Here is a 26578-nt window from a genome sequence, read left to right on the forward strand (position 1 = left end):
GGCCGTGGAAATCTTATGATTTGCTGCGGCTCTTTGCTGTTTCTTCGGTAAAAGAAACCGCTACGGCCAGGTCTATTTATGTCGATTTATGTACTATTTTTCTTGAAATATATCTTATTTTTAAGTAAAATTAAGATAATACAGATTAAAAGCCCCCCTTTGCAAGAAGGTTAGCCAAATTCGGTAGGATAGGATGTGAATAAAGAAACAATCTGTTGTAGGGTTTTTACAGCAGATTATTTTATAGAGGCTGATTTAAACATATAAAAGTTACGAAGGAGACGAACGAGATGAAGCTGAAAAAAATCAAATATAAGCTGCTGCTGGTGTTTATGCCGATCTTTTTGCTGTCTTTCATTGCGCTTTCGGCAATCAGTTATTATTTGTCAAGCAGTGCCCTGTCCCAAAGCGTTGAGGAGACCGGAATGGCTGTGGGAAGGGAGTATGCGGTAAGGGTAGAGGGTTACATAGAACAGGCCATCATTCAGCAGGAAGCTTTTGCAGCGGAAATAGTTTATATGGGTGCCCTTGAGGATCAGCAGCTGGTAAAAACGCTGGAATGGGGTAAATCCAGAAGCAAGGTGCTGGAAAGCGCTGTCTTTATCGCTCCTTCCGGCGCTGCGGTCCGCTCCGATGGAACGACGGTTGAATTGGGGGACCGGGACTACTTTAAAAAAGTTCTGGCAACGAAGAGCCCGGTGGTTTCAGAGCTGGTTACTTCAAGAACCACGGGGAAAACAGCCTTTAATGTTGCTGTTCCTGTCATGGACGGTGATCAGGTTTTGGGCGTACTGACAGGGTCTTTCGCCATGGAAAAACTGGGCGGACTGATGAAGGATTTGAAGTTTCTGTCTACCGGCTATGGTTTGATTGTGGATGGCTCGGGCCTTGTGATTGCTTTTCCTCAAGCGGAGGAGATGGTAGGGAAATTGGATCTGTCCAAAGAAGATATTGATGAGTCCCTTAAGACAAAGGAAGCTAAATTGGACAAAAAACTGATGGAATTATTCAGCCAAAGCATGGAGGAGAAGGGACAGCTGGTCGGGAGATACACTTCCATTCGGGGCGTCGAAGTGATTGGCACCTTTACGCCGATTAACCTGGCCGGAGACCGTCAGTGGAATGTTTTGATTGCGGCGCCTGTGACGGAGGAGTATGAGCCCATAAGCAATCTGGCCAGGTCCATGGTCGTGACGTCTTTCCTATGCATCCTTATTTCCATCGCCGTTACAGTTATCTTCAGCGGCAGGATGAGCAGGGTTTTCATTCGCTTAAGGGATGAATGCCTGGTCATGGCCGAGGGGGACTTCCGTCAGAGGGATGAGGAAGCTGAAGCATACGACGAGGTAGGGCAGGCTTCGGCAGGACTGGTGAAGATGCGGTCCAATGTCAGGGAACTGATCGCAAAAGCCATGGCCGGCGTTGAGCAGGTGGCTGCTTCCAGCCAGGAGTTGACGGCGGTATCCGAACAATCAGCCAGTGCCGCCGATCAAGTGGCCCAATCCGTAGGTGAAATTGCCTGCAGTGCAGAAACTGAGGCCGTCGCTATCAAACATTTGGAAGAAGAATCCCAACGGATCATCGAGGGTCTGGAAAAAATAGATAGCTCTACCGCAAATGTGGAGAGGCTGTCTTTGGATGCCAGACAGAGCGCGGATCATGGCCTGCTTAAAGTGGAAGAAGCCATTGCCCAGATGCAAAAAGTAGGTCAAGGGTCTGCAGAAATGCAGGAAACCGTCGCCAAACTGCAGAACGGATTTGGGGAGATCTCTCAAATTGTGGATATTATTACTTCCATTGCCGAGCAAACCAATCTGCTGGCTTTAAATGCCGCCATAGAGGCGGCCCGTGCCGGTGAACATGGGCGGGGCTTTTCCGTGGTGTCTGAGGAAGTGCGCAAGCTGGCGGAAGAATCCCGGACGGCGGCAGACCGGATCAGATTGCTGGTGAAGGATAATCAGGAAAATGTTGAAATGACCGTTCAGGTTTCCCATGAAAGTGCAGAAAGCATCGACCTGGGGATTAGCCATGTTTTTTCGACCGGAGAAAGCTTTAAAGGGATCAAGACGGCTATCGAAAACCTGTCCCAAGACGTCGGCCAGGTGTCGGCAGCGGTTGAGCATTTGGCGGAGATTGGCAGAAGCTTCTATGGACAGTTGGATAAAATTAATGAAATGAGCGAGAGAACTTCAGGTGAGACTCAGAATGTCTCCGCCGCAACGGAAGAACAATTGGCGGCCATGCAGGAAGTTGCCAACTACAGCCAAAGACTTTCGGAAATGGCGGGCAATCTGCAGGCGGTCATAGGAGAATTCAAAATATAAATGCCCGGAATCCTAAAAGGCGAACATTGCCAGGCAGCCCCCGGATGCAGAAAAATAACTGCGTCTGGGGGCTGGTTTTGATCAAAAGAGATATATGAATAAGGGACCGGAAAAAGAAAGAAAACGGCGGGAACGGTCTAAAAACAATCACACCATGGCCGAGGATTATGGTATAATATGGGTGAAACCCTTGCGTGAGCTAAGAACCTTGGCGAAAAGGGGAGGTGAACGTGCTGAAAGAGTTTATCAGCCTTAAAATCGATTATGCCTTCAAGCTTATTTTCGGCAAAGAAGGAAATGAAGCCATCCTGATTGCCTTTCTCAATGCGGCGCTCAAACTGCCCCCAGAGAGCCGGATTGAAGACATTACGATTATGAATTCGGAATTAAACAAAGAATATAGAGAAGATAAGAAGTCGATCCTTGACGTTCGGGCCATAACCGGCCAAGGGATGCAGATTAATATCGAAATACAATTGAACAATCAATATGATATGGAGAAACGTTCCCTCTATTATTGGGCGGAGATATACTCCCGCCAGATCCGGGAAGGGATGGGCTATAAGGAGCTGGCCAAAACAGTGTCCATCAACATTCTGGATTTCAATTACCTGAAGCAGACTCCCAACTACCATAGTGTGTTTCATCTTTATGAAGATGAAGAGAGATTCCAGCTGACCGATGTCTTGGAAATGCACTTTATGGAGCTGCCCAAGCTGCTGATCAAGTGGAGGAACCGGGAAGTAAGCCCTTGGGAAGATGGGTTGGTCCGCTGGCTGCTGCTCCTGGAGGGAGCGGATAATCAGGAAATTTTACAGGTATTGGAGGAGATAGCCGTGAAAGACCCAGTGTTGTATCAGGCGATGGCAGCCTGGGAAGAAACCAGCGATGATCCGCGGGTGAGAGAAGCGTATTATGACCGGCGTAAGGCCATATTGGATGAGAAAGCCGCTATACGGGAGGCAGAACTCCGCTTGAAAGAAGCCCTGGAGAAGGGCATGGCTGAAGCTATGGAAAAAGGTATGGAAAAAGGTATGGAAAAAGGCATAGAGAAAGGTATAGAGAAAGGTATAGAGAGAGGCATAGAAAAGGGTATAGAAAAAGGCAAAGCAGAAGTGGCCAGAAAACTCTTGGATCTGGGTTTTGAAATAACAAAAATCAGCGAAGCGACTGGTTTGACTGAAGAGGAATTAAGAAACTTAAGAAATGCGCAAGTTTGATGATAGCCTTTCTTTCGCCTGTATAACCCATAATGAAAAACGCCCAATCTCAGTTTTAGATGAGATTAGGCGTCTTTTGTTATTTAGACTATTTTCGTGGTCCACTGCTCCAAATTCCAAATATCGCTGACCCAATCGCTGTAGAAGTCAGGATCATGGGATACTAAAAGAACTGTACCTTTGAACTCCTGGATAGCCTTTTTCAATTCGTCCTTGGCGTCCACATCGAGATGGTTGGTGGGCTCGTCCAGGACGAGGAAATTGATGTCTTTCAGCATGAGCTTGCAGAGGCGTACCTTGGCGCTTTCACCGCCGCTCAGAACCATCATTTTATTGGAGATATGCTCATTGGTCAGTCCGCACTTGGCCAGAGCCTGACGGACTTCATAGTTGGTCAGTCCGGGAAACTCCTGCCAGATCTCCTCGATGGGAGTATTGGTGTTGCCCCGGCTGGATTCCTGTTCGAAATAACCGGGGTAAAGATAATCCCCTAAGATGACTTCGCCGCTAAGAGAGGGAATGATCCCCAGCAAGGTTTTCAACAGGGTGGTCTTACCCAGACCATTGACTCCGCGGATGGCCACTTTTTGACCTCTTTCCAGGTGCAGACTGAGGGGGCGGGTTAAGGGCTCATTATAACCAAGAACCAAATCCTTGGCTTCAAAGATGACCCGGCCGGGACTTCTGGCCTCCTTAAACCGGAATTGGGGCTTGATTTTCTCTTTGGGCTTTTCCAGAATCTCCATTCTGTCCAGCTGTTTCTGACGGCTTTTCGCCCGGCCGGTGGTGGAGATGCGGGCTTTGTTGCGGGCGATAAAATCTTCCAGGCGGTCCACTTCTTTTTGTTGTTTCTCATAAGCCTTCAGCTCTTGCTCTTTTTTGATGTTATAGAGCTGCATAAATTGCTCGTAGTTCCCGGTATAACGGGTTAAGTCGGCATTTTCCACATGATAGATTACATTGACCACATCGTTTAGGAAGGGGATATCATGGGATACCAGGATAAAGGCGTTCTCATAATCCTTCAGATAATTGCTTAACCAAATGATATGTTCGGCATCTAAATAGTTGGTCGGCTCGTCTAATATTAATATAGTAGGCTTTTGGAGCAGAAGCTTGGTCAGCAGAACTTTTGTCCTTTGACCGCCGCTCAAATCGGCAACATCTTTATCCAGACCGATTTCACCGAGGCCTAAGCCGTTGGCCACTTCTTCCACTTTGGCATCGATCATATAGAAACCATTGCTTTCCAGAATGGTCTGAATTTCCCCGACATCCTCCATCATCTTGTTCATCTGCGCTTCCGTAGCTTCAGCCATGCGGTTGTAGAGCTCCAGCATCTCAGCTTCCAGCTCGAACATCTTTTGAAAGGCTTCCCGGAGAACATCGCGAATGGATTTACCTTGGGTCAATACAGTATGTTGATCCAGATAGCCCACGGACACCCGGTTGGACCATTCCACCTTCCCTTCATCGGGAATAAGTTTGCCGGTGATAATATCGAGAAAGGTTGATTTCCCTTCTCCGTTGGCTCCTACCAACCCCACATGTTCACCTTTGAGGAGACGGAAGGTTGTATTTTCCAGAATCTTACGACCACCGAAGCCGTGATTGACATTTTCAACATTTAATATGCTCATGATAAAACTCCCTTTACTTTCATACTTATCTATCTTAAAAAAAGCTTATAGACTTGTCAAAGGATATTTATAAGCGGACAGGTTATGGGGTGTTATAGATGGGGTTAAAAAGACATAGGGATGAGTAGAGGGGGAGTGGGAGTGGTATGCTTATTTGGAGTTTAATGCTGGTCTGCTTGCTTAATATTCCCTTTGGATATTGGCGGGAAAATGTCAGAAAGCTTTCCCTGCCTTGGTTTATGGCCATTCATCTTCCGGTGCCCTTTGCCGCCCTGCTGAGACATCATTTGGAATTACCCGGGGCAACACTGTTAGCTTTTTTGGCGGCCTATTTCCTGGGGCAATATTTGGGCAGCAGATTATCCAGGACGCTGCGGCCTTATGGTAAAGTCAGTTCATCCCTGGTTCATGACTTAGTTCACCGCTCCTGGATTATCATCATTGGCAGACAAATAGGAAGGTGAAATTGTGCAGGAAGAGTGACCTGCATTTTTTTATGAGCAAATCCTCATAATAGTAGAAGACAGGTTAATCCGTCTTTTGGGAATTGAGAAGGAAATGCAGACGTTATCGGAAGGAGTGCACCTTGTGAGAAGTGAAAGTGAAAATCAAAATGAACCCATAAATCCGGAGGTCCAAGCTTTAAAAGAGATGGGCCAGATTCGAATCCCTGAGCCTTCGGAGAGCATCTATTGTCTGACCGTTGTCGGACAAATCGAAGGACATCAAGTCCTTTCCGCTCAAACCAAGGCTACCAAATATGAACATGTTATTCCTCAACTCTTTGCTGTGGAGCAGAATCCTAAAGTAGAAGGGATATTGTTGATCTTAAATACGGCCGGGGGAGATGTGGAGGCGGGGCTAGCCATATCCGAGCTGGTGAGCAGCTTAAGCAAACCCAGCGTTTCCATTGTTTTGGGGGGCGGGCACAGTATCGGGATTCCCATCGCTGTGAGTTGCGATCGCAGCTTTATTGCGCCAACGGGCACCATGACCTTGCACCCCATACGTTATACTGGGTTAGTGATCAATGGACATCAGCAGTTCGATTATTTACAAAAAATGCAGGAGAGAATCAATAGCTTTATTATCCAACATTCCCAGATAACAGAAGAGCAGCTGAAAAAGCTCATGTTCGCCACCGGTGAACTGGCCCAGGATATCGGGACTATTTTAATCGGACAGGATGCTGTCGATATAGGGCTGATTGATGCTGTCGGAGGCCTGAAGGAAGCCTATGGGGAACTAAAGCGCCTGATCGGGTCAAAGCGTGAAAGTTAAATTTACAATAAAATCGGCTGAAGAGCCGATTTTTTGCTATACTATCAGAAGGTATGAGTCAAAGCGGCAGCGAAGCAACAAAATGCGCAAATGGCAAGCGTGTTTGCAACAAAGGAATTGCAGTTGAACTAGGAGGGAAAAATTTCCTTTGTGTAGAAATAGACACTACATAAGGCTTGGCAAGAATCAGATGAGTAAAGTATGATGTGAGGGATGTTTTTTGGCTAGGAAGAAAAAGAAGATGACGGTAAAGAAAAAAGGGTTTCTCAAAGATAATGTCCGCCATGAACTGATCGGCATTGTGGCCTTGGGATTGGCGGTATTGGGCATTGTGGCCCTATACTCCGGAAGCAATGGTATCGTAGGCGGCAAGATCAAAGAAGGCTTAACCGTGCTGGCCGGCAACGGTCGGGTCTGGCTGCTGCTTATGCTGGGTGCCTGGGGAATCGCTTATATGAATCGTAAACATATCAATAACCAGTGGAGAACGGTAGGAGTTCTTTTGCTATGGCTGGCTTTTGAAGGACTATTGCATTTTCAACTCCCCGGTCTTAGTGGTTATACTAATGAAACGATCCTCGATGAAGGATTGCTGGGACACGGAGGAGGAGCAATCGGTGCCCTCCTGACCATGGCTCTGAAAAGCTCAGTGGGTATTTCCGGAGGTTATGTGGTACTTATTGTCACCGCACTTAGCGGAGCTTTACTGGTAACGAACCGCTCCCTCATCGGCGGTCTGCAGCAAGTGCAAAAGGCCGGTAAAGAATCAGGCCGCTGGGTCAAAAACCACGTGGAAGATTTTATCTATGTGATTCAGGATACTGAAGAGAATCCTGAAGAAGTCTTTCCCGAAGAGCCTCTGGAAAAGAGAGCTTTAAAAAAGAATATCAAGAAGAAAGAGACGAAAGCGACCACGGAGCCCTTAAAGGTACTGGAGCCTGAATTGGTGGAGCGGCCGGTGATTATTAAGACCCTTCAGGATCTGGCGGACCATGGCGGAGAGGAAGAGAAGCCTCTGGCAGACACTCCCATCATCCAAACCGTGCTTCCTTTTGCCGAAGAAAAGAAACAGAAAACGAACCCGCCGGGCAAGGTCACAGGAACCCCTGTTTCCAGGTTGGCCCAGAAGGAGAGCGGTGATTTTCAACTTCCTAATTTAACCCTGCTCAATAAAACCATGAAGGTGAAGAATCCTCGTATTAATAAAGATTTGGCGGATAATGTGAAGATTCTTGAAGATACCCTGGAGAGTTTCGGGGTTAAAATTAAAGTTACTCATGTAACTCAGGGACCGGCGATTACCCGCTATGAGGCCCAGCCTGCTCCTGGGGTTAAAGTAAGCAAGATCACGAATTTATCCGATGATATCGCGCTGAGTTTGGCGGCTACCGATGTGCGTATCGAGGCCCCTGTTCCGGGGAAATCGGTGGTGGGAATCGAAGTGCCCAATAAAGAGATCGCTACGGTGCATTTTCGGGAAGTCCTGGAGACACCGGAATTTCAGAATTCCCTCAGTAAGCTGACGGTCGTGCTGGGCAAAGATATTACAGGGAGTCCGATTGTGGCGGATTTAACCAAAATGCCTCACTTATTGATTGCCGGCGCCACCGGCTCAGGTAAGTCTGTCTGTGTCAATACCTTGATCAACAGCATTTTGTATAAAGCAAGGCCGGATGAAGTCAAGTTCTTATTGGTGGATCCGAAGATGGTGGAACTGACGAATTATAACGGAATTCCTCATCTGATCGCACCGGTGGTCACGGATCCGAAAAAGGCGGCCGGAGCCTTAAAATGGATTGTCACGGAAATGGAGACCCGTTACGAGCTGTTTGCTGCCGCCGGGGTCAGGGATATTGTCCGCTATAATTACCTGCGCACCCAGGAAAAGAAAGAAGATGCGCCGCCTCTTCCCTATGTGGTGGTGATTATCGATGAGTTAGCAGACCTCATGATGGTAGCCCCCGGAGATGTGGAAGATTCGATTTGCCGCTTGGCGCAGATGGCGCGGGCGGCGGGAATCCATCTTCTGATTGCTACCCAGCGTCCATCGGTGGATGTGATCACCGGTTTGATCAAAGCCAATGTTCCTTCCCGGATTGCTTTTGCTGTATCTTCTCAGATCGATTCGCGGACCATCCTGGATATGAATGGAGCGGAGAAGCTCTTAGGCCGGGGGGATATGCTTTACTATCCTATGGGAGCCAGCAAACCCATCAGGGTACAGGGATGCTTCCTGGCCGATAAGGAAGTGGAAAATGTGGTCCGCTTCCTGCAGAATCAGGCTAAACCGGAATACCAGGAGATTCCTAATATTGAGCTGGGAACCGACAAGCCTGCGGAAGATACTGGGGATGAGCTCTTTCATCAGGCGGCTCTGCTCTTTATCGAGGCGGGCAATGCTTCCGTCTCTTTACTGCAAAGAAGGCTCCGCATCGGCTACACCCGGGCGGCCCGTTTGATGGATTTGTTGGAAGAAAAAGGGGTCGTGGGCGGTTATGAAGGCTCAAAACCCCGGGAAGTTTTGCTGACCAAGGGGCAATTTGATCAAAAGTTTGGGTTAGGTGAAGAAGAAATCGGGTAAAAGTTGCACATTTTGTTGAGAGGATTTATGATAATAGAAGAGAATAGTATAATTTAAGAAGGAAATATGATGGTTCAGGATATAACGATTGAAGAGTTGCTGAAAATTAAAGATATAGTTCTTCTCGATGTTCGCTCTGAAGGTGAATATGAGGAAGCTACCATACCTGGTGCACTGAATCTGCCTCTGTTTAGTAATGAAGAACGAGCCATGATTGGCACTACTTATGTACAGGTCTCGCCCGCTTTAGCCAAGGAGCAAGGGCTGGCTATAGCCGGTCCTAAGTTGGATGGACTTTATAACCAAGCCAGGCAATGGTCCAAGGGCCGGCCTGTGGTGCTCTTTTGCTGGCGGGGAGGGATGAGGAGCAAATCCTTAGCCACTGTTTTGGGTCTGATGGGCTTGCCTGTTTACCGCTTGCAAGGAGGATATAAGGCTTATCGCCATTTGGTTCATGATTATTTTAGCCGGGAGTTCCCCTTTAAAGTTGTCGTGCTGCGGGGGAATACCGGTGTAGGCAAGACTGAACTATTAAAGCGGTTAAGGGCTGACGGCTATCCGGCCATTGATTTAGAGTCCCTGGCTAATAATCGGGGCTCTGTATTTGGGTCGGTGGGCTTGGGTTCAGGTCCTTCTCAGAAAAGCTTTGAAGCCGCTTTGTACGAAGAGCTTAGGATGTTAGCGGATTTCCCTTATATTATAGTTGAATGTGAGAGTAAGCGCATTGGCCGCATCAATTTGCCGACCAATGTTTATGAAGCTATGAAAATGGGCCCGCAAATCCTGATCTATGATTCAGTTCAGCATCGGGTTGAACGCTTAATCAAAGAATACACCCAGTATCCTCATGCTGACCTGGAGATTAAGTCGGCGCTTGGGCGTCTGACGAAAAACCTGGGGCATAAAACGATTGCCCAGTACAGCGCTTTGCTGGAACAAGGAAATTTGGAAGAGTTTACAGAAGGAATGCTGAAATACTACGACGCTCTTTATGCCTATCCTAACCATCCCAGCAATGATTATGATGATTCCATAAGCAATGAAGATCCGGAAAAGGGGATCAAAGAATTGGAGGATTACCTTGATCAGTGGTCGGGTATACTCAGAAGAACAACTTTATTTGGAATATGTGATACAGCAAAATAAACCCGGCTTGCTGGGTGCTGTCTCCACATTATTGGGAATGCTTGAGATCAATATCTTAACCGTCAATGGGATCGGTGAGGACCGCCGGGGGTTTTTGCTTCAGTATCCGTCCCCGGAGAAGGTTCAAGCCCTCCAAGAGGCTTTGCAGCATGTCGATACCATTGAGATCGCAGCTTTTCGCCCGCCGACGATCTTTGATCGCCTGGCCTTGCGGCATGGGCGGCGTTTGGATAAGGCGGAAAGCAATCCGCCGACTTACCGCTTTATTAGGGAAGAATTAGGATTGCTTGTGGACTTTTTAGGAGATACTTTAGTTGAGGGTGGCAATCAGTTGATTGGTATCCGCGGGGTTCCCCGGGTAGGAAAAACGGAAGCTGCGATCAGCGCCTGCGTTTATGCCAATAAGAAGTGGATCCTCCTTTCTTCGACGATTATCCGGCAAACCTTGCGCACAACCCTTATGCTGGACGAAGCTGAAGATTCCGTGTTTTTAATCGATGGGATGACAAGCACCTCCCGTGGCAATGATGCCCACTGGGAATTATTGAACCGGGTGATGGAATTACCCACACCGAAGATCATCGAACATCCTGATGTATTTTTGCGGGATGGCCGGATCAAAAGAGACCTGGATTTTATCATTGAGATTCGTAATCAACCTCAGGATGAGATTGGGATTGATGATGTAGCCGTTAGTTTTTCTGCTTTTGATATTAGCTAAAACACTAAGAAGGAGGGTTTATCATGGCAGGAGAGGGACAAATCCTTCGCAACGCTCGTGTGGATAAAGGGTGGAGCTTAACTCAGGCTGAAGAAGTTACCAAAATCAGAATCCGCTATCTGGAAGCTTTGGAAGAAGAAGCTTATCATATTTTACCCGGTGACACTTATACCAAAGGGTTTTTAAGAACTTATGCCAAGCATTTGGGAATAAACCCGGAGGAGGTTCTAGAGCACTATAAAGCCTTAGGGCAGCAACAGGAAAAACCCTTATCCGCTGAACCGGCTCCGCCGCTGCCCCGCCGGAGGCCCCAGTGGATTAAACCTGTGCTTGTGGCTGTTACCGGAGTGGTTGCTCTTGTGGTCGTGATCGGAATTGCCTCCCTGAGCAAGCATCCGGGCACCACCATTGCTCCGGAAGATATAGTCACACCCTTGCCTACTACCCCTCAGGAAGAAGTCGTCCAACAACCGGAAAACACTCCCCCGCCGGACAATACGCCACCGGCCCAAACCTCTCCTTCCAACCCCCAAAATGTGATCGCCCAGGAAAATGAAGGTCTGGTGGCTCAGCTGGTCTTTAGTCAGCCCTGCTGGATCCGGGTCAATGTGGATGGTCAGTTTGCTTTTGAGGGAACCTTTACTCAAGGAGCCACTAAAGAGTTAAAGGCAAAGGACCAAATAGAACTGGTCACAGTCGGCAATGCCGGTGGACTTACGGTAACCCTTAACGGCAAGACCTGGCCAAGCCTCGGGGCTCAGGGACAGGTGGTTAATAACATCATTCTTAAGAAAGACAGCGCAAATCAAATCAGCCTCCTGCCTTGAGGCTTGAGGCTGGTTGAATATATTCATGGATGCAAAGGAGAGAGATTCGTGGCCAAGGATTCATCATTTGATATCGTTTCTAAAGTGGAGATGCAGGAAGTAATCAATGCGGTTCATCAAGCGCAAAAAGAAATTGAACAGCGTTTTGATTTTAAAAACAGTAAATCCTCCCTTGAACTGCAGGACGAGAAAATTATACTGGTTTCTGACGATGACTTTAAACTCCGCAATGTCATTGATATTTTGGAGAGCAAGCTGGTTAAGCGGCAGGTTTCTCTTAAAGCTCTGGAATATGGCAAGGTTCAGCCGGCAGCCGGAGATACGGTCCGCCAGGAAGTTAAGCTTGTTCAAGGCATATCTCAGGATAAAGGCAAAGAGATCAATAAGCTCATCAAAGACAGCAAAATCAAAGTGTCTAGTTCGATCCAGGGAGACCAGGTTCGGGTCACGGGGAAGAATAAAGACGATTTACAGGAAGTCATCGCCTTATTGCGCAAGCAGGATCTGGGTATCGACCTTCAATTTATCAACTATCGTTAAAGACATTCACACCTCCCACACTTGTGGGAGTTTTTGATTTCACTAGTTAAGGAGTGAGTTCGATTAAAATTCCCCAATTTCTACCTATCAGTAAACAGGACATGAAAAAACGGGGCTGGGAAGAGCTGGATTTCCTGCTTATTACCGGAGATGCCTATGTGGATCATCCCAGCTTCGGTATTGCCATAATATCCCGGGTACTGGAGAAGCATGGCTATAAAGTAGGCATTATAGCCCAACCCAATTGGCGTGATGTGAAAGCCTTTCAAGCTCTGGGCAGACCGCGCCTAGCCTGCCTGGTGTCCGGTGGGAATCTTGATTCCATGGTCAACCATTATACGGCGGCCAAGAAGCGGCGTCAAAAAGATGTCTATTCCCCGGGAGGCAAGGCAGGGTTACGCCCTGATCATGCCACCATTGTCTATACCAATAAAGTCCGTGAAGCTTTTCCGGGATTGCCGGTGATTATCGGTGGTATCGAAAGCTCCCTAAGGCGATTTGCCCACTATGATTTTTGGAGTGATAAGGTTAAGCGCTCCATCCTGTTGGACAGCCAGGGGGATTTGCTTGTGTTTGGCATGGGGGAAAAGGCTGTTGTTGAGGTGGCTCATGCCTTAAACGACGGGAAACCCATTGCTGAGGTTCAAGGTGTCAGAGGGACCATGGTTCCTTGGAAAAAGGAGATTCCGGAAGGAATCATCCAGCTCCCTGCTTATCAGGATGTAGTGGGAGATAAGAGGAAGTATGCGGAAAGCTTCTGGGTGCAATATAATCAGCAGGACCCCTATTATGGCAAGGCTATGTATCAAAGCCATGGGCAGGTCGGGGTTATTCAGTATCCGCCGGCCTATCCTTTGACTCAAGCCGAGATGGACGGGGTCTATGCCTTGCCCTATGTTGGGTCTTATCATCCTGTCTATGAGGAAGCAGGCGGGGTTCCGGCCATTGAAGAAGTGGAGTTCAGCCTGGTCAGCTCCCGGGGCTGTTACGGAGGATGCTCTTTCTGCGCCCTGACCTTCCATCAGGGGCGGATTATCCAGGGGCGGAGTGCCGAGTCCATCGTCAGAGAAGCGGAGCAGTTGACCTGGAGTCCGCGTTTTAAAGGCTATATTCATGATGTGGGTGGACCTACGGCCAATTTCCGCCGCCCGGCCTGTAAAGCCCAACTTAAACGCGGGGCATGCCCCCATAAGCAATGCCTCTTTCCTGCTCCTTGTGCCAAGGCGGATGTGGATCACACCGAATATATCGATCTCCTGCGCCGCTTGCGCAATCTGCCTAAGGTTAAGAAAGTCTTTGTGCGTTCCGGAATTCGCTATGATGCCGTCCTGGCTGATAAGAATACAACCTTTTTGCGGGAACTGTGTGAGCATCACGTAAGCGGGCAGCTTAAGGTTGCTCCCGAGCATATCAGCGAAAAGGTATTGAAAAGGATGGGAAAGCCGGGGAAAAAAGTCTACGAGCGTTTTGCCGATGAGTTTAAAACGATCAATGAAGACCTTGGCAAAAAGCAATATCTGGTGCCCTATCTTATGTCCTCTCATCCGGGCAGCGGCTTAAGAGAAGCCATCGAACTGGCGGAATATGTCCGGGATATGGGAGTCAACCCGGAGCAGGTTCAAGACTTTATTCCCACTCCGGGAAGCTTATCCACCTGTATGTATTACACCGGGCTGGATCCCCGCACCATGGAAAAGGTCTATGTACCCCGGACCATGGAAGAAAAGGCCATGCAAAGAGCTTTGATTCAATACCGGAACCCTAAGAATTACGATTTGGTGGAGAAGGCACTGAAATCGGCCCATCGGGAGGACTTGATCGGCCATGGTCCTAAATGCCTGATTCGCCCCCGCTCCCAGCATAAAAAGAGCTTGGGCCCGCTCGGAAAAAACGCCCCTTCCGCCGCTCAGCCGCGCGGCAAAAGCCCCACAAGAAGAACTAAAAAGCCCCACAAGAGTAGCTTTGCGCACAAAAGCGAACGGATTTAGCGGAAGGGCGGTCAGGTCAATGAAGCTTTCTCAACATAGCGTAGCCACTGGTTTACATGCAGAAAACAGCGGGGTTTGGCACGAAAGTGTCCGTGACGAAAGCCGGATGAGGCTTTTGCCCAAGCCGCAACACTACAGAGAAAAACTCAGCGGCGCCGGTCAGTTTCGCTCAAGGCGGCATTCTACATAGCATACTTATCCGCCGCAGATAGCTGTTAAGAAAGCGAGTTGACCAGCCCTGGAGCTATGGAGTGCGCGTTGGGCGTAAAACTACGCGACCCGGGCAATATTTTTTATCCATCAGCAGCGCGGCTTTTAATCACAGATCTCCCCGAACTCTTCCCTCAGCATGTCCTCAACTTCTTCCATTTTGACAACTCCCAGCTCTTTCTGAAAGGAAGGTTCCAGTACTATATATTTTTCATAGGTTAACTCTTCATCCTCCTCGATAAATTTGGAGAAGGAAAAGAAAACTCCCTCCTTGCTTTCTTCAAGACGCTTGAGAAGATAATATTCAGTGGGGTCTAATTTACTTTGCAGAACCAAGGTATCGCCATCGATTACGAAAAGAACCCGGGCATCTTCATAAGAGCGGTTCTGGAACTTCCATATAAACCCTTGGCTCAGTGAGTCCTGATACCCAAGGGTGTCCTCTGGGGAGGCTCCCCAGGAGAAAGCCATGGAAAGTATTCCTTTTGCTTCCATTTCTTCGGCTAGTTCATCGAGACGGGAAGCCACGGCCGAAGGGATGCGGTATTCGTCACACATGGAACTTCCACAGGAATAGACAGGCACATTGATGACTTTACCAGCGCCATGATCGAGGGCGATGGGAAGGGTGCGGGAGTTTAAATAACCTGTATCCCCACAGCCGCATTGATCGACAGGTGAAAGAGTATCGTTTAACAAACTGAGCACCTCGCAATGATTATTATACTATGTAATCTTGTCCAGAGAGCTTACTCACATCATTCTACTGCAATCCATTTGAAAATTAAAGGGAATAGTTGCTAAGCCCCTCTTTTATAATATTGCCATATTTTAGTAATAAAAGTGTTGCCTATGACCGTAACCAAGGATAATTAGTTTTGACACTTAGGGAAATATTAGTTTATACTAGATTAGTAATTACACACAAATCAAGATTTTAAAGAAAGTATACAGTGCAAGCCTATATTTTCTGACAGTGCCGGAAAAAGAATTTTGGAGAAATGATGATATGCAGAGGTGCAGACATTGAACAAAAAAGTTGCTGTCGTGACTTTAGGATGTCCGAAGAATCAAGTCGATAGTGAAATCATGACCGGTCATATGATGACAAAATACCAGATCGTGAATGAGCCGGAGCAGGCAGATATTATCATTATCAATACCTGTACTTTTATTGAAAGTGCTAAGGCTGAGTCCATCGATATGATTCTCCAGATGTCTCAATATAAGGAAGAAGGACAGTGTCAGACTCTAGTGGCCACAGGGTGTTTGGCCCAACGTTACGGTGATGAGCTCTTAGCTGAGATCCCCGAACTGGACGGGATCATGGGGACCGGGAATGTCGCAGAGATTCTGGAGACCCTTGAGGAAGCAGAGAAGAGCAAGGTCAGAAGAATCAGCGCCGAGGCGCCCGCCTTTATCTATGATGAAACCATGCCCCGTGTCCGTTTATCCCCTAAGCAGTATGCCTATGTTAAAGTGGCGGAGGGGTGCGATAATTATTGCACATATTGCATTATTCCTCATGTGCGGGGCCACTTTCGCAGCCGGACCCAGGAATCCATCCTTCGCGAAGTAGAGGCCATGGCTTCCGAAGGGGTAAAAGAGGTTTTACTGATCGCTCAGGATACTACCCGCTATGGCAAGGACCGTTATGGTGAATATAGGCTGCCTTCCTTAATCAAAGAGATTGCCGGGATTGAAGGAATAGAGTGGATTCGTCTTATGTATTGTTATCCGGAATTGTTTACGGATGAACTGATCACAGTCATGAAAGAAACGCCCAAAGTTTGCCGTTATCTCGATCTTCCTCTTCAACACGCTCATGATAAAGTCCTGTCTGAGATGAACCGGAGGGGTACGATCCGAGAGGCTGAAGGATTAATTCATAAATTGCGCCAGGAAATCCCCGACATTCGTCTTCGCACAACTATGATTACCGGTTTTCCCGGGGAAACGGAAGAAGAGTTTCAAGCTGTTGTAGATTTTGCTAAGAAAATCCGCTTTGACCGCTTAGGAGCTTTTGCCTATTCTCAGGAGGAATCTACTCCGGCCGCCCAAAGGGAGGACCAAGTGCCTGAGGAGATTCGTCAACAGCGGCGTGATCAACTCATGGAGCTGCAGCACGACATTGCTTACGAGCAGCAGCAGAGATGGGTAGGGCAGACCCTAAAGGTTCTTATCGAAGAAGCATTGCCGGATCAACGCTGGGTCGGCCGCAGTGAAGGGGATGCTCCGGAGATCGACGGTGTCGTCTATGTTGATTCACCTGGGGAACTTGAAATCGGGGACTTTGTACTGGTTAAGATTACCGGAGCAGATAGCTACGATTTAATGGGAGAGGTTGTGCAGTGAATTTACCCAATCAACTCACAATGGCGCGGATAATATTAATACCCATCTTTATGGCCTTGTTGCTCATCCAATTTCCTAAAGGTCAGCCGATTTTTCCTTATCAGGATTTTGTGGCGGCCATGATCTTCATCCTGGCAGCTGCGACGGATGGCTTGGATGGTTATATCGCCAGGAAAAGGGGCCAGGTTACAGTTCTGGGGAAATTTATGGATCCGCTGGCAGATAAACTTTTGGTTTCGGCAGCTTTAATTGCGTTGGTGGACTTGGGGCATGTGCCGGCGTGGATTTGCTGGATTATACTGGCCCGGGAGTTCGCAGTGACAGGGTTGAGAGCCATAGCCTCTGCTGACGGAACTGTGATTGCAGCCAGCAAACTGGGCAAGATTAAAACCGTATCCCAGGTTGTGGCTATTTCTCTGATTCTGCTCCATGATTGGCCTTTATCCCTCTTCAACCTCTATCTGGGACAGCCCCTTCTCTATGTAGCCCTTTTCTTTACGATTGTTTCAGGTGTGGATTATTTAGTAAAATCGAAGAAGCTTTTGAAAAAATAAAACCTATAATAAAGAACAGAGTTTTCCAGAAAACGGAGGATTCTGTTCTTTATTTTTAAGCTTTTTTGCACTTATGCATCATAAGTGTAACCAGTGACTTCGCCTTATTGGCGGGTATGGGTTTAAGGCAAACACTGTGTCTTCGGGCAAAGCCAGGTTTTCTTTAGCATTATTGGTATGAATTGCATGAAAAAATAGTACATCAGGCGTGCTATAATATTGAAGTAAATGAGTACATGCGCTTGCTATATTTGAATCTGCATCCATCGAGGAATAATCGATACATTTTGGAATTTCTATAAATTATAAGGGAGTGGAGGCGCTTTATGACTAAGCAGCGGATCACCATCATCAGCTTAGTAAGTATGCTTATTTTCGGATTATTATTAAGCGGTAAGCTCTTATATGAGAATAAATGGCTGGAAGGTTCTTTGATTAAAGAAAGTCAACAGATTTCAGGGGTGCTGTCGGCTGAAATACTGGATAAGCAGGGTGCTTCGGAGATGCTGGTCAATACCGGCCAGGTCACCAATCTGCAAACTATTTGCACTCAGCTGAAGACAATTTCCGGAACCCATCCCATCCGTCTGGTGGATCAACGAACGCCTGAATTGGAAGAAGTGTATCAGCAGATGCAATTTGCTATTCAAGAGGGAATGGTTATGGGAAATTTTACGCAAATGCAGGAAACTCTTGCCGCACAGGCTGAGCAAGCTGGAGTGATGATGAATCTGACCATGGATAATGAAGGGATTTATCTCGTCTTGACCCAAGGGGAACATCAATTGGTTTCCGTTATAGAGAGACACGGGCAAGGAACATTCCTGCCCAGTGTAGGCAAGGATTATACAGGCATGAATCATTGAACGAGACTTCTTTCAGTGATAGTTGGGAAGGAGGAGAGAGAATGGGATTGGCTAAAGATATCGCGATGGGTGTTGGCGTAGGCTTGTTCCTTTATCTTTGGGTTTCCGGGTATAATGTTTTACCCATCGGGCTTTTAGTGCTTTTGGGTGTCGCTTTCTGGAAATTCATGCCCCGGTCCATGGTGGGAGGTTCCGAGAAAGGGGTCCGAATTTCCGGCAGCACGGTTGACTTTGAAGACATAGGCGGTCAGAATGCCGCTAAGAAAGAACTCCAGGAAGCCTTGGATTTTCTGTTATACAGTGAACGCATGAGGGAGCTGGGGATTCGGCCTTTGAAGGGTATCCTTTTATCCGGTCCGCCGGGAACTGGTAAAACCTTATTAGCAAAGGCGGCAGCCCGCTATACGGATTCTGTTTACTTAGCCATTTCCGGCAGTGAATTTGTGGAAATGTACGCAGGTGTGGGGGCAGAGCGGGTAAGGAAGCTCTTCAAAAAAGCCAGAGAATCAGCCAAAAAGGAAAAAAAGGATCGGGCGATCATTTTTATTGACGAGATGGATATTCTGGGGGCCAAACGGGGCAGCAATGTCTCCCACCATGAATACGATCAGACCCTTAATCAGCTGCTGGTGGAAATGGATGGACTGGGAAACAGTGAACAAGGTACCCAAATTCTCCTGATTGCCGCCACCAATCGCGCCGAAGCATTGGACCCGGCTCTTTTGCGTCCAGGACGCTTCGATCGCCTGGTCAAAGTGGACCTGCCGGATAAAGAAGGACGCCTGGCCATCCTCAAGATTCATACGAAAAACAAACCCCTGGCCTCCTGCGTGGATCTGGAACAGATTGCTCAGGAAACCTATAATTTTTCTGGAGCTCATCTGGAAAGTGTCACCAATGAGGCGGCAGTCTTTGCTTTAAGGGATGATGCCCGGGAAGTTAACATGTTTCATTTCCGGGAGGCTGTGGAAAAGGTGCTCTTAGGAGAAAAACTGGATCGCAAGCCTACGGATGAAGAATTACAACGGGTGGCGATCCATGAAGGGGGCCATGCTTTGCTTGCTGAATTTGTACGGCCCCATTCCGTGTCGCAGATCTCCATTCGTTCCCGTGGCAACGCCTTAGGCTATGTGCGCCACTATCCTAAAGATGATTTATATCTTTACACCCAGGCCATGATTGAAGAACAGATTATGGTCGCTCTGGCCGGAGCCATAGCTGAGGAGACCATCCTGGGCACACGCAGTACAGGTGCCGCCGGTGATTATGAACAGGCCCTGCATATGGTGGAGAAGATGCTGGGCTCCGGGATGTCCACCCTTGGGGTAGTGGATGTGGTAAAACTAGGAGCTGATCAGCGTCAGCAGGTCACCCGCGAGATATTGGCAGAGTTGGAGGAAAGAACCTGCCAGGTGATCCTTGATAAGAAGGGCATCCTGGAGAGAGTGGTTCAGGTATTGAAAACTGAAGAAGTTCTTAATGGAGAGAGGCTTCGCCTGCTTATCGAAGAGGAAGCAGCTTAATCCATTCCTAAACAATTTGACCTTCAATTCTTAGACAGTTCTAATCGGACTGCATAAGATTTGAAGGTCTTTTACTTGCCTAAAAGCTTAGGACACTTGCGATCTGACAAGCAAAGGCACATGCTGGGTTTCTGTAGCGTTTTTAGTACATAGCTTATAGATCATATACGCTTTTTATGATAGAATCCATTAGTGAAAAGCACTAAAGTTCGGACATTTTTTCCGGTTTATTAAGAGTATGTGAATAGAGCAGCAATAGTTAAATATTAAGTTAAGAGGGATAGATGTGAAAAAATGGTTGATAAAGATACCTATGACTTTATTTGCAGCTATGTTTCTTCTCACAATTTCCGCTTATTTTATTTTCCCGATTCTAAACGACATAAAAGCTGAAAAACTCGCAAAAGAAATGCTCAATACTACGCCCCCTAATAATACTGAAATAGTTGAAGCTATTTCAGGTTGTGGGAACACTGGAGGAACCGGTAATCACACGGAGGTTTGGATTGGCCTTCTCGTGAAATCAGGACTTTCAAAAAAAGAACTCTTAAAATATTATAGTGATTTATACAACTATATAGAAGTATATGAAACGGCGGCAGATGGGGCTGGTTATCCTATAATAATGCAGTTTATTGATGATGAGTTTAAAAGTTTCGAAAATATTTCTAACCACGATGATTACTTCATTATAGGAAGAACCGAAAACGCTGTTTCTTCATCTTTTGATTTGAGGGGACATTAACGCAGGAAAAAAACTGAGTGAATTCCAATTTATGATTACTTCAAAGAGGCATAGTTTTCCACTGAGGAAAGCTATGTCTTTTCTTATGCAGAATGATGAGATATTATGGATGCGATGGTAATTAGATTTATTGAGGAAATGAGTTGAGAATAGGAATTTCAGGAGAAATTTCTAGGTTCAAAGCTTTAGGCTTTTCGTAAGGATAAGTTTCCCAAAGAAGAGAAATAATCTTAGTAGGAATGTTGTTTATCCCAATATGGCAAAATTAACGATGACTTATATTTGCGTTTAGAGGGGGAGAGTGATAAAATATCATGAAAGCTGAAATTATCGCAACTGGAACGGAAATACTATTAGGACAGACCTTAAATACGAGTGCACATTATCTTACAGGAAAGTTATCTGAGTTAGGAATTGAAGTGGATTACCATACCACGGTTGGAGACAACCCAGAACGGTTGAAAAAGGTAATCCGACAAGGAATAGAACGATCGGATCTGCTCATGATTACCGGAGGGACAGGGCCAACAGAGGATGATCTCTCCAAGGAGCTCATTGCGCAGATTTTTGGATTAAACATGGTTCTTGATCCGCCTAGTCACGAAAAGATTCAAGAGTTTTTCGCCATGAGGGGCAGCCAAATGCCCAAAACGGAAGAGAAACAAGCATACTTTCCTGAAGGATCTCAAATTCTTCCCAATCACTGTGGAACGGCTCCGGGAGCTATTGTCCAAAAGAATAACAAGACCATCATCCTCTTGCCGGGGCCTCCAACAGAGATGGAGCCTATGTTCAAGAACTATGTATGGCCATTTTTGGAGCGGATAGCTCAGGAAGATTCGGCAAGAATGTACGTTCGCGTGGTGAAAGTTGTGGGTTTGGGGGAATCGGAGTTAGAAGAGATGCTCCGGGATTTCATGAGAAGGCATGAACCCGGCATGACTTTGCTGTGCAAGGATTCTGAAATGCATATCCGCTTAGTAGTCAGAGGGAATGCCGATGAAGCTGCAGCAATTCTCGCTCAAGCTGAAAGCGTGATTCATGAGCGACTCGGGGATAAGGTATTCGGCACGGATGAGGATACCATGCTTGAACTCGTCAGTAAGGGCTTAAAGGAACATCGGTTGACTCTTGCCACGGCGGAATCATGTACGGGTGGACTTTTGGGGGCACAGCTTACCCAAGAGCCCGGAAGTTCAGATTTCTATTTGGGCGGAGTTATCAGTTACTCTAACGCTCTGAAAGAAGGTCTTTTGGGGGTGAGTTCCCAGACTTTGCACCACTATGGTGCTGTCAGTGCTGAGACAGCACGGGAGATGGCCGCAGGCATCCGGGAGCGTACCCAAGCCGACCTTGGTATTAGTATTACTGGAATCGCCGGACCCGGAGGAGGAAGCCAGGAAAAGCCCGTTGGCTTAGTTTATATTGGCTTAGCTACTTCGGAAGGTGTCAAAGCGAATAAGTTTCAGTTTCATGGAAGCCGTGATTCGATCCGTCAGCTTACTGTTCAAGCTGCCCTGGATTGGATTCGCCGTTATATGTTGAATAGCGAAAGGGGTTAACTATTAATTGAGTGCAGAACGTTTACAATCTTTTGGTGAAATAAGTCTGAGCAAGCAAGTGCTGCAGGCATTATCAGAAATGGGGTTTGAGGAGCCCTCTCCAATTCAAAAAGCAGCCATTCCCGTGGCTATGGATGGTGTGGATTTAATCGGCCAGGCCCAAACCGGTACAGGAAAAACTGCCGCCTTTGGGATTCCCATCTGTGAAAAAGTCAACCCTAAGTTTCAGGCAGTTCAAGCCTTGATTCTGACACCAACCCGCGAACTGGCCGTTCAGGTGTCGGAAGAGATTAGCAAGATCGGGAAATATCGCCATATTAAACCCTTGCCCATTTACGGAGGCCAATCCATCGACCGTCAGATCCGGGCATTGCGCTTCGGCAGCCAGGTGGTGGTAGGAACTCCGGGTCGTATCCTTGATCATTTAAATCGCGGAACCCTAAAATTGCAGTATGTAAAAATGGTGGTTCTGGACGAAGCCGACGAAATGCTGGATATGGGCTTTGTTGAGGATATAGAAACGATTCTTAAGCAAGTTCCCAAAGAAGAGCGCCAGGTGATGCTTTTCTCGGCTACCATGCCGCCGGAAATTAAGAAACTGGCTCAGAATTATATGCACCAGCCTAAATCCGTAGCCGTAAGCCGTGATGAGCTCACTGTGCCTTTGATTGAGCAAGTCTTTTATGAAGCCAGAGACAAAATCAAAGTGGATGCCCTCTGTCGGATTATTGATATGGAAGATATCGGTCAAGCCATTATCTTCTGTCGGACCAAAAGAGGAGTCGATGAGCTTGTGGCCGCTCTGGAGGCAAGAGGGTATTTTGCAGATGCCCTGCATGGCGATTTAAGCCAACAGCAGAGAGACCGGGTCATGAAGAAGTTCCGTGACGGCAAGGTTGAGCTGCTTGTAGCCACAGACGTGGCAGCCCGGGGACTGGATATCGATAACGTAACCCATGTTATTAACTTTGATATTCCCCAGGATCCTGAGTCTTATGTCCATCGGATCGGGCGTACCGGCCGAGCCGGGAGAAAAGGCCAGGCTATTACCTTGGTTTCTTCCCGGGAATACCGTCAACTCCGCTTGATCGAACGTTTGATCAAGACCCGGATCATACGCAAAGAGTTACCGACCCTGGCCGATGTCAGTGAACGGCAAGCGGAAAATCTCAAGAATCAGCTGGTTAAGATTTTGCAACGAAGCCACCTGGGAACCTATCGCTCCATCGTGGGATCTTTGCTGGAAGAGTATGATTCTATGGATGTAGCGGCAGCAGCCTTGAAATTTGCTGTTGAGGGTGTTGAGGAGCGAAGTGAAGAGGAAGATGATATTGCTTTTGGCAATACTGGAGCAGCCCCTGGTATGGTCCGCCTCTTTATGAATATTGGCCGTCTTCAACAGGTTCGCCCTCAGGACATCGTCCGTTGGATAGCTGACGAAAGCGGAATTCCCGGCAACATTATCGGGATGATCAACATCTATGATAAATTTACCTTTGTGGAAATCCCTGAACAACATGCCAGCCGGGTTCTCAGCTGCATGCATCAGAACATGATTAAAGGCCGTAAGGTCAACGTGGAACCGGCTAAAGCCAGATAAAGAAACAAAAGGCCGCTGTACAATGGAGTGTAAGTCCGTTGACAGCGGCCTTTTTGGGTCATTTGGCCCCCAATTTTCCGCCTTCTAACTTCACAGATGACAGCGACTATTTTCGGCAGCTGCATAGTGCATCTGCGTATATTTTGCGTACAAACTGCTTTTTGTTTTCGGAGATGTTCTCTTGTTGAACAGTTAATCTATGATCAGAGTTCAGCACTAAAGGGAGATGATAGTTTGAAAAATAAAAAAATGACCAGCAGGATTATAATCATGTTAATCTGTGCCATGTTATTAACTGCTTGCAGCACAGGTACGACACAAAACGGAACCAACACAAGCGGCGCAGGCTCGTCACAGAATGCGACCACGCTTGCCTATGCAAGCGAGATTGACAAAACCACTATTTTGACTGTTTCCATATCCGCCGACCCTGATAAATGGCAGGCAATGCTTGATAACGCGGAAGCTGAGGAGTATATTTCGGCTGATATCACAATTAACGGTACAACAATCGAAAACGTCGGTATCCGGCCCAAAGGGAACTCAAGTTTAAGTTCCATAGCGAGAGATGAAACGACCGACCGTTACAGCTTCAAAGTCAAGTTTGACGAATATGTAGACGGACAAACATGGCTGGGGCTTGACAAACTGGTTCTGAATAACAATTACTCCGACGCAACATCCATGAAAGAATATTTGAGCTACGATATCATGAACTATATCGGCGTGGATACTCCTTTATACTCGTATGCGGACATGGCGGTCAATGGCGAGAGCTGGGGCTTTTACCTTGCTATCGAGGATATTGACAGCGGATATCTCGCCCGCGTAAAAGACGATGAAGGTGAGCTTTACAAACCTGAAAGCATGGATATGGGCGGAAATATCGGGCAAAATATGGACGGAAATAGGCCAAACAGGCCGGATAATGCACCCGCTGCCGATAACGCGGACGGCGCGGAGCAGACACGCCCCAATAACCAGTGGCCGGGACAAGGAGGAATGGGCATGGGGCGCAATTCAGGTGGTGTTTCCCTCGTCTACACCGATGACAATGAATCCAGTTATTCCGCCATCTTTGATAACGCTGAAACGAAAACAGATGAAGAGGATCACCAACGTGTGATAGAAGCCTTAAAAAACCTCAACAGCGGAACAGAGCTTGAAAAATGTGTTGATGTTGATGCGGTTCTCAGATACCTCGCGGCTCACACCATAGTCGTAAATCTGGACAGTTATTCCGGCAGTATGGGGCATAACTATTATCTCTACGAGAACGACGGCCAGATCAGCATTCTCCCTTGGGATTATAACATGGCCTTCGGAGGATTCCAGTCGGGCAATGCGTCTTCGGTTGTAAACTTCCCCATAGACACACCAGTGTCCGGTGTAAGCATGGAAGATCGTCCGTTGATATCCAAACTGCTTGAAGTTCCGGAATACCTTGAAACGTACCATAAGTATTTACAGGAAATCATGGACGGATATTTCGCAGATGGAAAGTTTGAGCAGACGGTAGATAGACTTGATGCCATGATTTCTGATTATATACAAAACGATCCTACCGCTTTCTACACTTATGAGGAATATCAGGCGGCAGTCGCAGAGCTCAAGGAGCTTGGAACGCTGCGGGGGGAAAGCGTTCAGGGACAGCTTGACAGAACCATCCCCTCAACAACCGCAGGACAGTCGGCGGAGCCGGATAAGCTGATCGACGCTTTCTCAGTGGATATGTCAGCTCTCGGCAGCATGGGTATGGGCGGCGGATTTGGCGGACAAGGAGGAATGCCGAACATGCCGAACATGGCGGATGGCCTTGACATGGAAACCATGCAGCAGGCGATGGAGATTATCAGAACGGCGACAGATGGAAAACTGACAGAGGAGCAGCGGACACAGCTCCATGACCTTGGCCTCAGCGACGAGCAGATTGAACAGATGCTCACCATGCCGATGGGCGGCGGGTTCGGCGGCAGGAACGGAGGCTGATACCAAGGGCGTTTAGACCGATAAGCCAAGGCGGGATATCAATTCCGCCTTGGCTGCGATATTGTAGTACAGCTGCGACAAGAAGGGCCTATGAAATATAAAGCATTGCCGCTTATCGCTATGCTCGCAATCTCCATAGGCGTTGGGGCGTGCACAGCGCCTCGCGAGGAACAATTACTCACGGAAGCGACGCAGGCTTCTGAATTAGCAGGGATGACTGAAGCTGAATTATCAGCGTCCTGGCTTAATTTGGATTCGGTTCAAAACGCCAGACAATTAGGAGGCTATCCTACCCAAAGCAATCGTGTTGTAAGGCAGGACGCCATATTGCGCACAGGCGAGCTTGCTTTATTAACAAATGCAGATAAAGAATTGCTTGTCAACAAATACAAGTTAGCTCATATTATTGATCTGCGTGACGAGATTGAGGCTCAGGATGATCCTGACCCAAATATCGAAGGGGTGCAGTATCATCACCTTATTGTCTGGCCAAGAGAAGTAAGACAGCGGATAACTCAGGAGAGTACAACTGTTCAGGGATTTGATTCTGAATTGCATGTAAAAAACTACTATACCGCTTTTGCATTGGAGCCTGCCGCCAGTAGCCTTGGTCCTCAGTGCGCTTGACGTGGAATGGGATGTAATTGAGCAGGAATACCTGCTCTCCAACACCGCCTACGCGGGAAGCGTGGATATATCTTCGCTTAGATTTTATCTCAGTGTTATTGAAGAAAATTACCTGAGGGATGAAATGGCTCTGGATGAAAACGACTTCATCACCCTGAGAGAAAAATATACGATCTCCGCCAATTAGCAGACGCACTGTAAGTCTGCGTAAAAATTGCGTATAGAAAACCGCAGTTTTCAAGTGAAAAACTTGTTTCCAAGTGTTAGAATGGCACTATA

Annotated in this window: 23 protein-coding genes; 21 read left to right on the forward strand and 2 right to left on the reverse strand. The window is 47.3% G+C overall.

Going from position 1 to position 26578, the window contains the following annotated elements:
- Window positions 1–290: 290 nt before the first annotated feature.
- Window positions 291–2324: a methyl-accepting chemotaxis protein gene (locus DESLBE_RS00990; protein WP_144674864.1), complete on the forward strand. Its 2034-nt coding sequence runs from the start codon at window positions 291–293 to the stop codon at window positions 2322–2324.
- A 233-nt stretch (window positions 2325–2557) separates the two neighbouring features.
- Complete coding sequence (locus tag DESLBE_RS00995) at window positions 2558–3544, forward strand: Rpn family recombination-promoting nuclease/putative transposase (RefSeq protein ID WP_172625506.1); 987 nt, start codon at window positions 2558–2560, stop codon at window positions 3542–3544.
- Between the two features lie 83 nt (window positions 3545–3627).
- Here the strand turns inward: DESLBE_RS00995 and DESLBE_RS01000 are convergent, their stop codons facing one another.
- Window positions 3628–5184: an ABC-F family ATP-binding cassette domain-containing protein gene (locus DESLBE_RS01000; protein WP_144674866.1), complete on the reverse strand. Its 1557-nt coding sequence runs from the start codon at window positions 5182–5184 to the stop codon at window positions 3628–3630.
- 146 nt (window positions 5185–5330) lie between these two features.
- On the opposite strand from DESLBE_RS01000, the gene DESLBE_RS01005 reads away from it, so the two are divergent.
- The 9 genes from DESLBE_RS01005 to DESLBE_RS26425 all read left to right on the forward strand — a co-directional run bounded on the left by DESLBE_RS01005 (window position 5331) and on the right by DESLBE_RS26425 (window position 14458).
- Entirely contained in the window at window positions 5331–5648 is a 318-nt protein-coding gene (locus DESLBE_RS01005; RefSeq protein ID WP_144674867.1) for a hypothetical protein, read from the forward strand.
- A 124-nt stretch (window positions 5649–5772) separates the two neighbouring features.
- Entirely contained in the window at window positions 5773–6465 is a 693-nt protein-coding gene (locus DESLBE_RS01010; protein ID WP_015944411.1) for an ATP-dependent Clp protease proteolytic subunit, read from the forward strand.
- Between the two features lie 241 nt (window positions 6466–6706).
- Window positions 6707–9046, forward strand: coding sequence for a DNA translocase FtsK (locus DESLBE_RS01015; protein ID WP_144674868.1), 2340 nt, complete (start codon window positions 6707–6709; stop codon window positions 9044–9046).
- A gap of 66 nt (window positions 9047–9112) precedes the next feature.
- The gene (gene mnmH / locus DESLBE_RS01020; RefSeq protein WP_005812887.1) at window positions 9113–10192 is read left to right on the forward strand and encodes a tRNA 2-selenouridine(34) synthase MnmH; all 1080 of its coding nucleotides are present in this window, start codon (window positions 9113–9115) and stop codon (window positions 10190–10192) included.
- Window positions 10176–10913, forward strand: a complete 738-nt coding sequence (locus DESLBE_RS01025) for a DUF3388 domain-containing protein (RefSeq protein WP_005812888.1) — start codon at window positions 10176–10178, stop codon at window positions 10911–10913. The genes mnmH and DESLBE_RS01025 overlap by 17 nt, the downstream gene beginning before the upstream one ends.
- A 23-nt stretch (window positions 10914–10936) precedes the next feature.
- On the forward strand, window positions 10937–11740 hold the full coding sequence (locus DESLBE_RS01030) for a helix-turn-helix domain-containing protein (protein WP_018211455.1): 804 nt from the start codon (window positions 10937–10939) through the stop codon (window positions 11738–11740).
- Window positions 11741–11788: 48 nt separating this feature from the next.
- A complete protein-coding gene (locus DESLBE_RS01035) occupies window positions 11789–12280 on the forward strand; it encodes a YajQ family cyclic di-GMP-binding protein (RefSeq protein WP_015944407.1) in 492 nt (163 codons plus the stop codon).
- Window positions 12281–12333: 53 nt separating this feature from the next.
- Window positions 12334–14268: a YgiQ family radical SAM protein gene (locus DESLBE_RS01040; protein WP_144674869.1), complete on the forward strand. Its 1935-nt coding sequence runs from the start codon at window positions 12334–12336 to the stop codon at window positions 14266–14268.
- Window positions 14269–14287: 19 nt separating this feature from the next.
- Complete coding sequence (locus DESLBE_RS26425; protein ID WP_172625343.1) at window positions 14288–14458, forward strand: hypothetical protein; 171 nt, start codon at window positions 14288–14290, stop codon at window positions 14456–14458.
- 125 nt (window positions 14459–14583) lie between these two features.
- Here the strand turns inward: DESLBE_RS26425 and DESLBE_RS01045 are convergent, their stop codons facing one another.
- Window positions 14584–15186, reverse strand: coding sequence for a hypothetical protein (locus DESLBE_RS01045; protein ID WP_144674870.1), 603 nt, complete (start codon window positions 15184–15186; stop codon window positions 14584–14586).
- Between the two features lie 318 nt (window positions 15187–15504).
- Between DESLBE_RS01045 and rimO the strand changes: the two genes are divergently transcribed.
- The 10 genes from rimO to DESLBE_RS01095 all read left to right on the forward strand — a co-directional run bounded on the left by rimO (window position 15505) and on the right by DESLBE_RS01095 (window position 26486).
- On the forward strand, window positions 15505–16833 hold the full coding sequence (gene rimO / locus DESLBE_RS01050; RefSeq protein WP_058490735.1) for a 30S ribosomal protein S12 methylthiotransferase RimO: 1329 nt from the start codon (window positions 15505–15507) through the stop codon (window positions 16831–16833).
- Entirely contained in the window at window positions 16830–17387 is a 558-nt protein-coding gene (gene pgsA / locus DESLBE_RS01055; RefSeq protein WP_015944403.1) for a CDP-diacylglycerol--glycerol-3-phosphate 3-phosphatidyltransferase, read from the forward strand. Before rimO ends, pgsA begins: the two co-directional genes overlap by 4 nt.
- Before the next feature lie 326 nt (window positions 17388–17713).
- Window positions 17714–18253 (forward strand): hypothetical protein, encoded by a 540-nt coding sequence (locus tag DESLBE_RS01060; protein ID WP_015944402.1) that lies wholly within the window; start codon window positions 17714–17716, stop codon window positions 18251–18253.
- Window positions 18254–18294: 41 nt separating this feature from the next.
- Window positions 18295–19776 (forward strand): AAA family ATPase, encoded by a 1482-nt coding sequence (locus DESLBE_RS01065; RefSeq protein WP_144674871.1) that lies wholly within the window; start codon window positions 18295–18297, stop codon window positions 19774–19776.
- Window positions 19777–20062: 286 nt separating this feature from the next.
- Entirely contained in the window at window positions 20063–20521 is a 459-nt protein-coding gene (locus DESLBE_RS01070) for a hypothetical protein (RefSeq protein WP_144674872.1), read from the forward strand.
- Between the two features lie 314 nt (window positions 20522–20835).
- Window positions 20836–22083: a competence/damage-inducible protein A gene (locus DESLBE_RS01075; protein ID WP_144674873.1), complete on the forward strand. Its 1248-nt coding sequence runs from the start codon at window positions 20836–20838 to the stop codon at window positions 22081–22083.
- A gap of 7 nt (window positions 22084–22090) precedes the next feature.
- A complete protein-coding gene (locus tag DESLBE_RS01080) occupies window positions 22091–23683 on the forward strand; it encodes a DEAD/DEAH box helicase (protein WP_015944398.1) in 1593 nt (530 codons plus the stop codon).
- Between the two features lie 234 nt (window positions 23684–23917).
- Window positions 23918–25672: a CotH kinase family protein gene (locus DESLBE_RS01085; RefSeq protein WP_243131207.1), complete on the forward strand. Its 1755-nt coding sequence runs from the start codon at window positions 23918–23920 to the stop codon at window positions 25670–25672.
- A gap of 90 nt (window positions 25673–25762) precedes the next feature.
- Window positions 25763–26299, forward strand: coding sequence for a tyrosine-protein phosphatase (locus DESLBE_RS01090; protein ID WP_144674874.1), 537 nt, complete (start codon window positions 25763–25765; stop codon window positions 26297–26299).
- A gap of 1 nt (window position 26300) precedes the next feature.
- A complete protein-coding gene (locus DESLBE_RS01095; RefSeq protein ID WP_144674875.1) occupies window positions 26301–26486 on the forward strand; it encodes a tyrosine-protein phosphatase in 186 nt (61 codons plus the stop codon).
- Window positions 26487–26578: the final 92 nt, after the last annotated feature.

The organism is Desulfitobacterium sp. LBE (assembly GCF_007830365.1).
Classification (GTDB): Bacteria; Bacillota; Desulfitobacteriia; order Desulfitobacteriales; family Desulfitobacteriaceae; genus Desulfitobacterium; species Desulfitobacterium hafniense.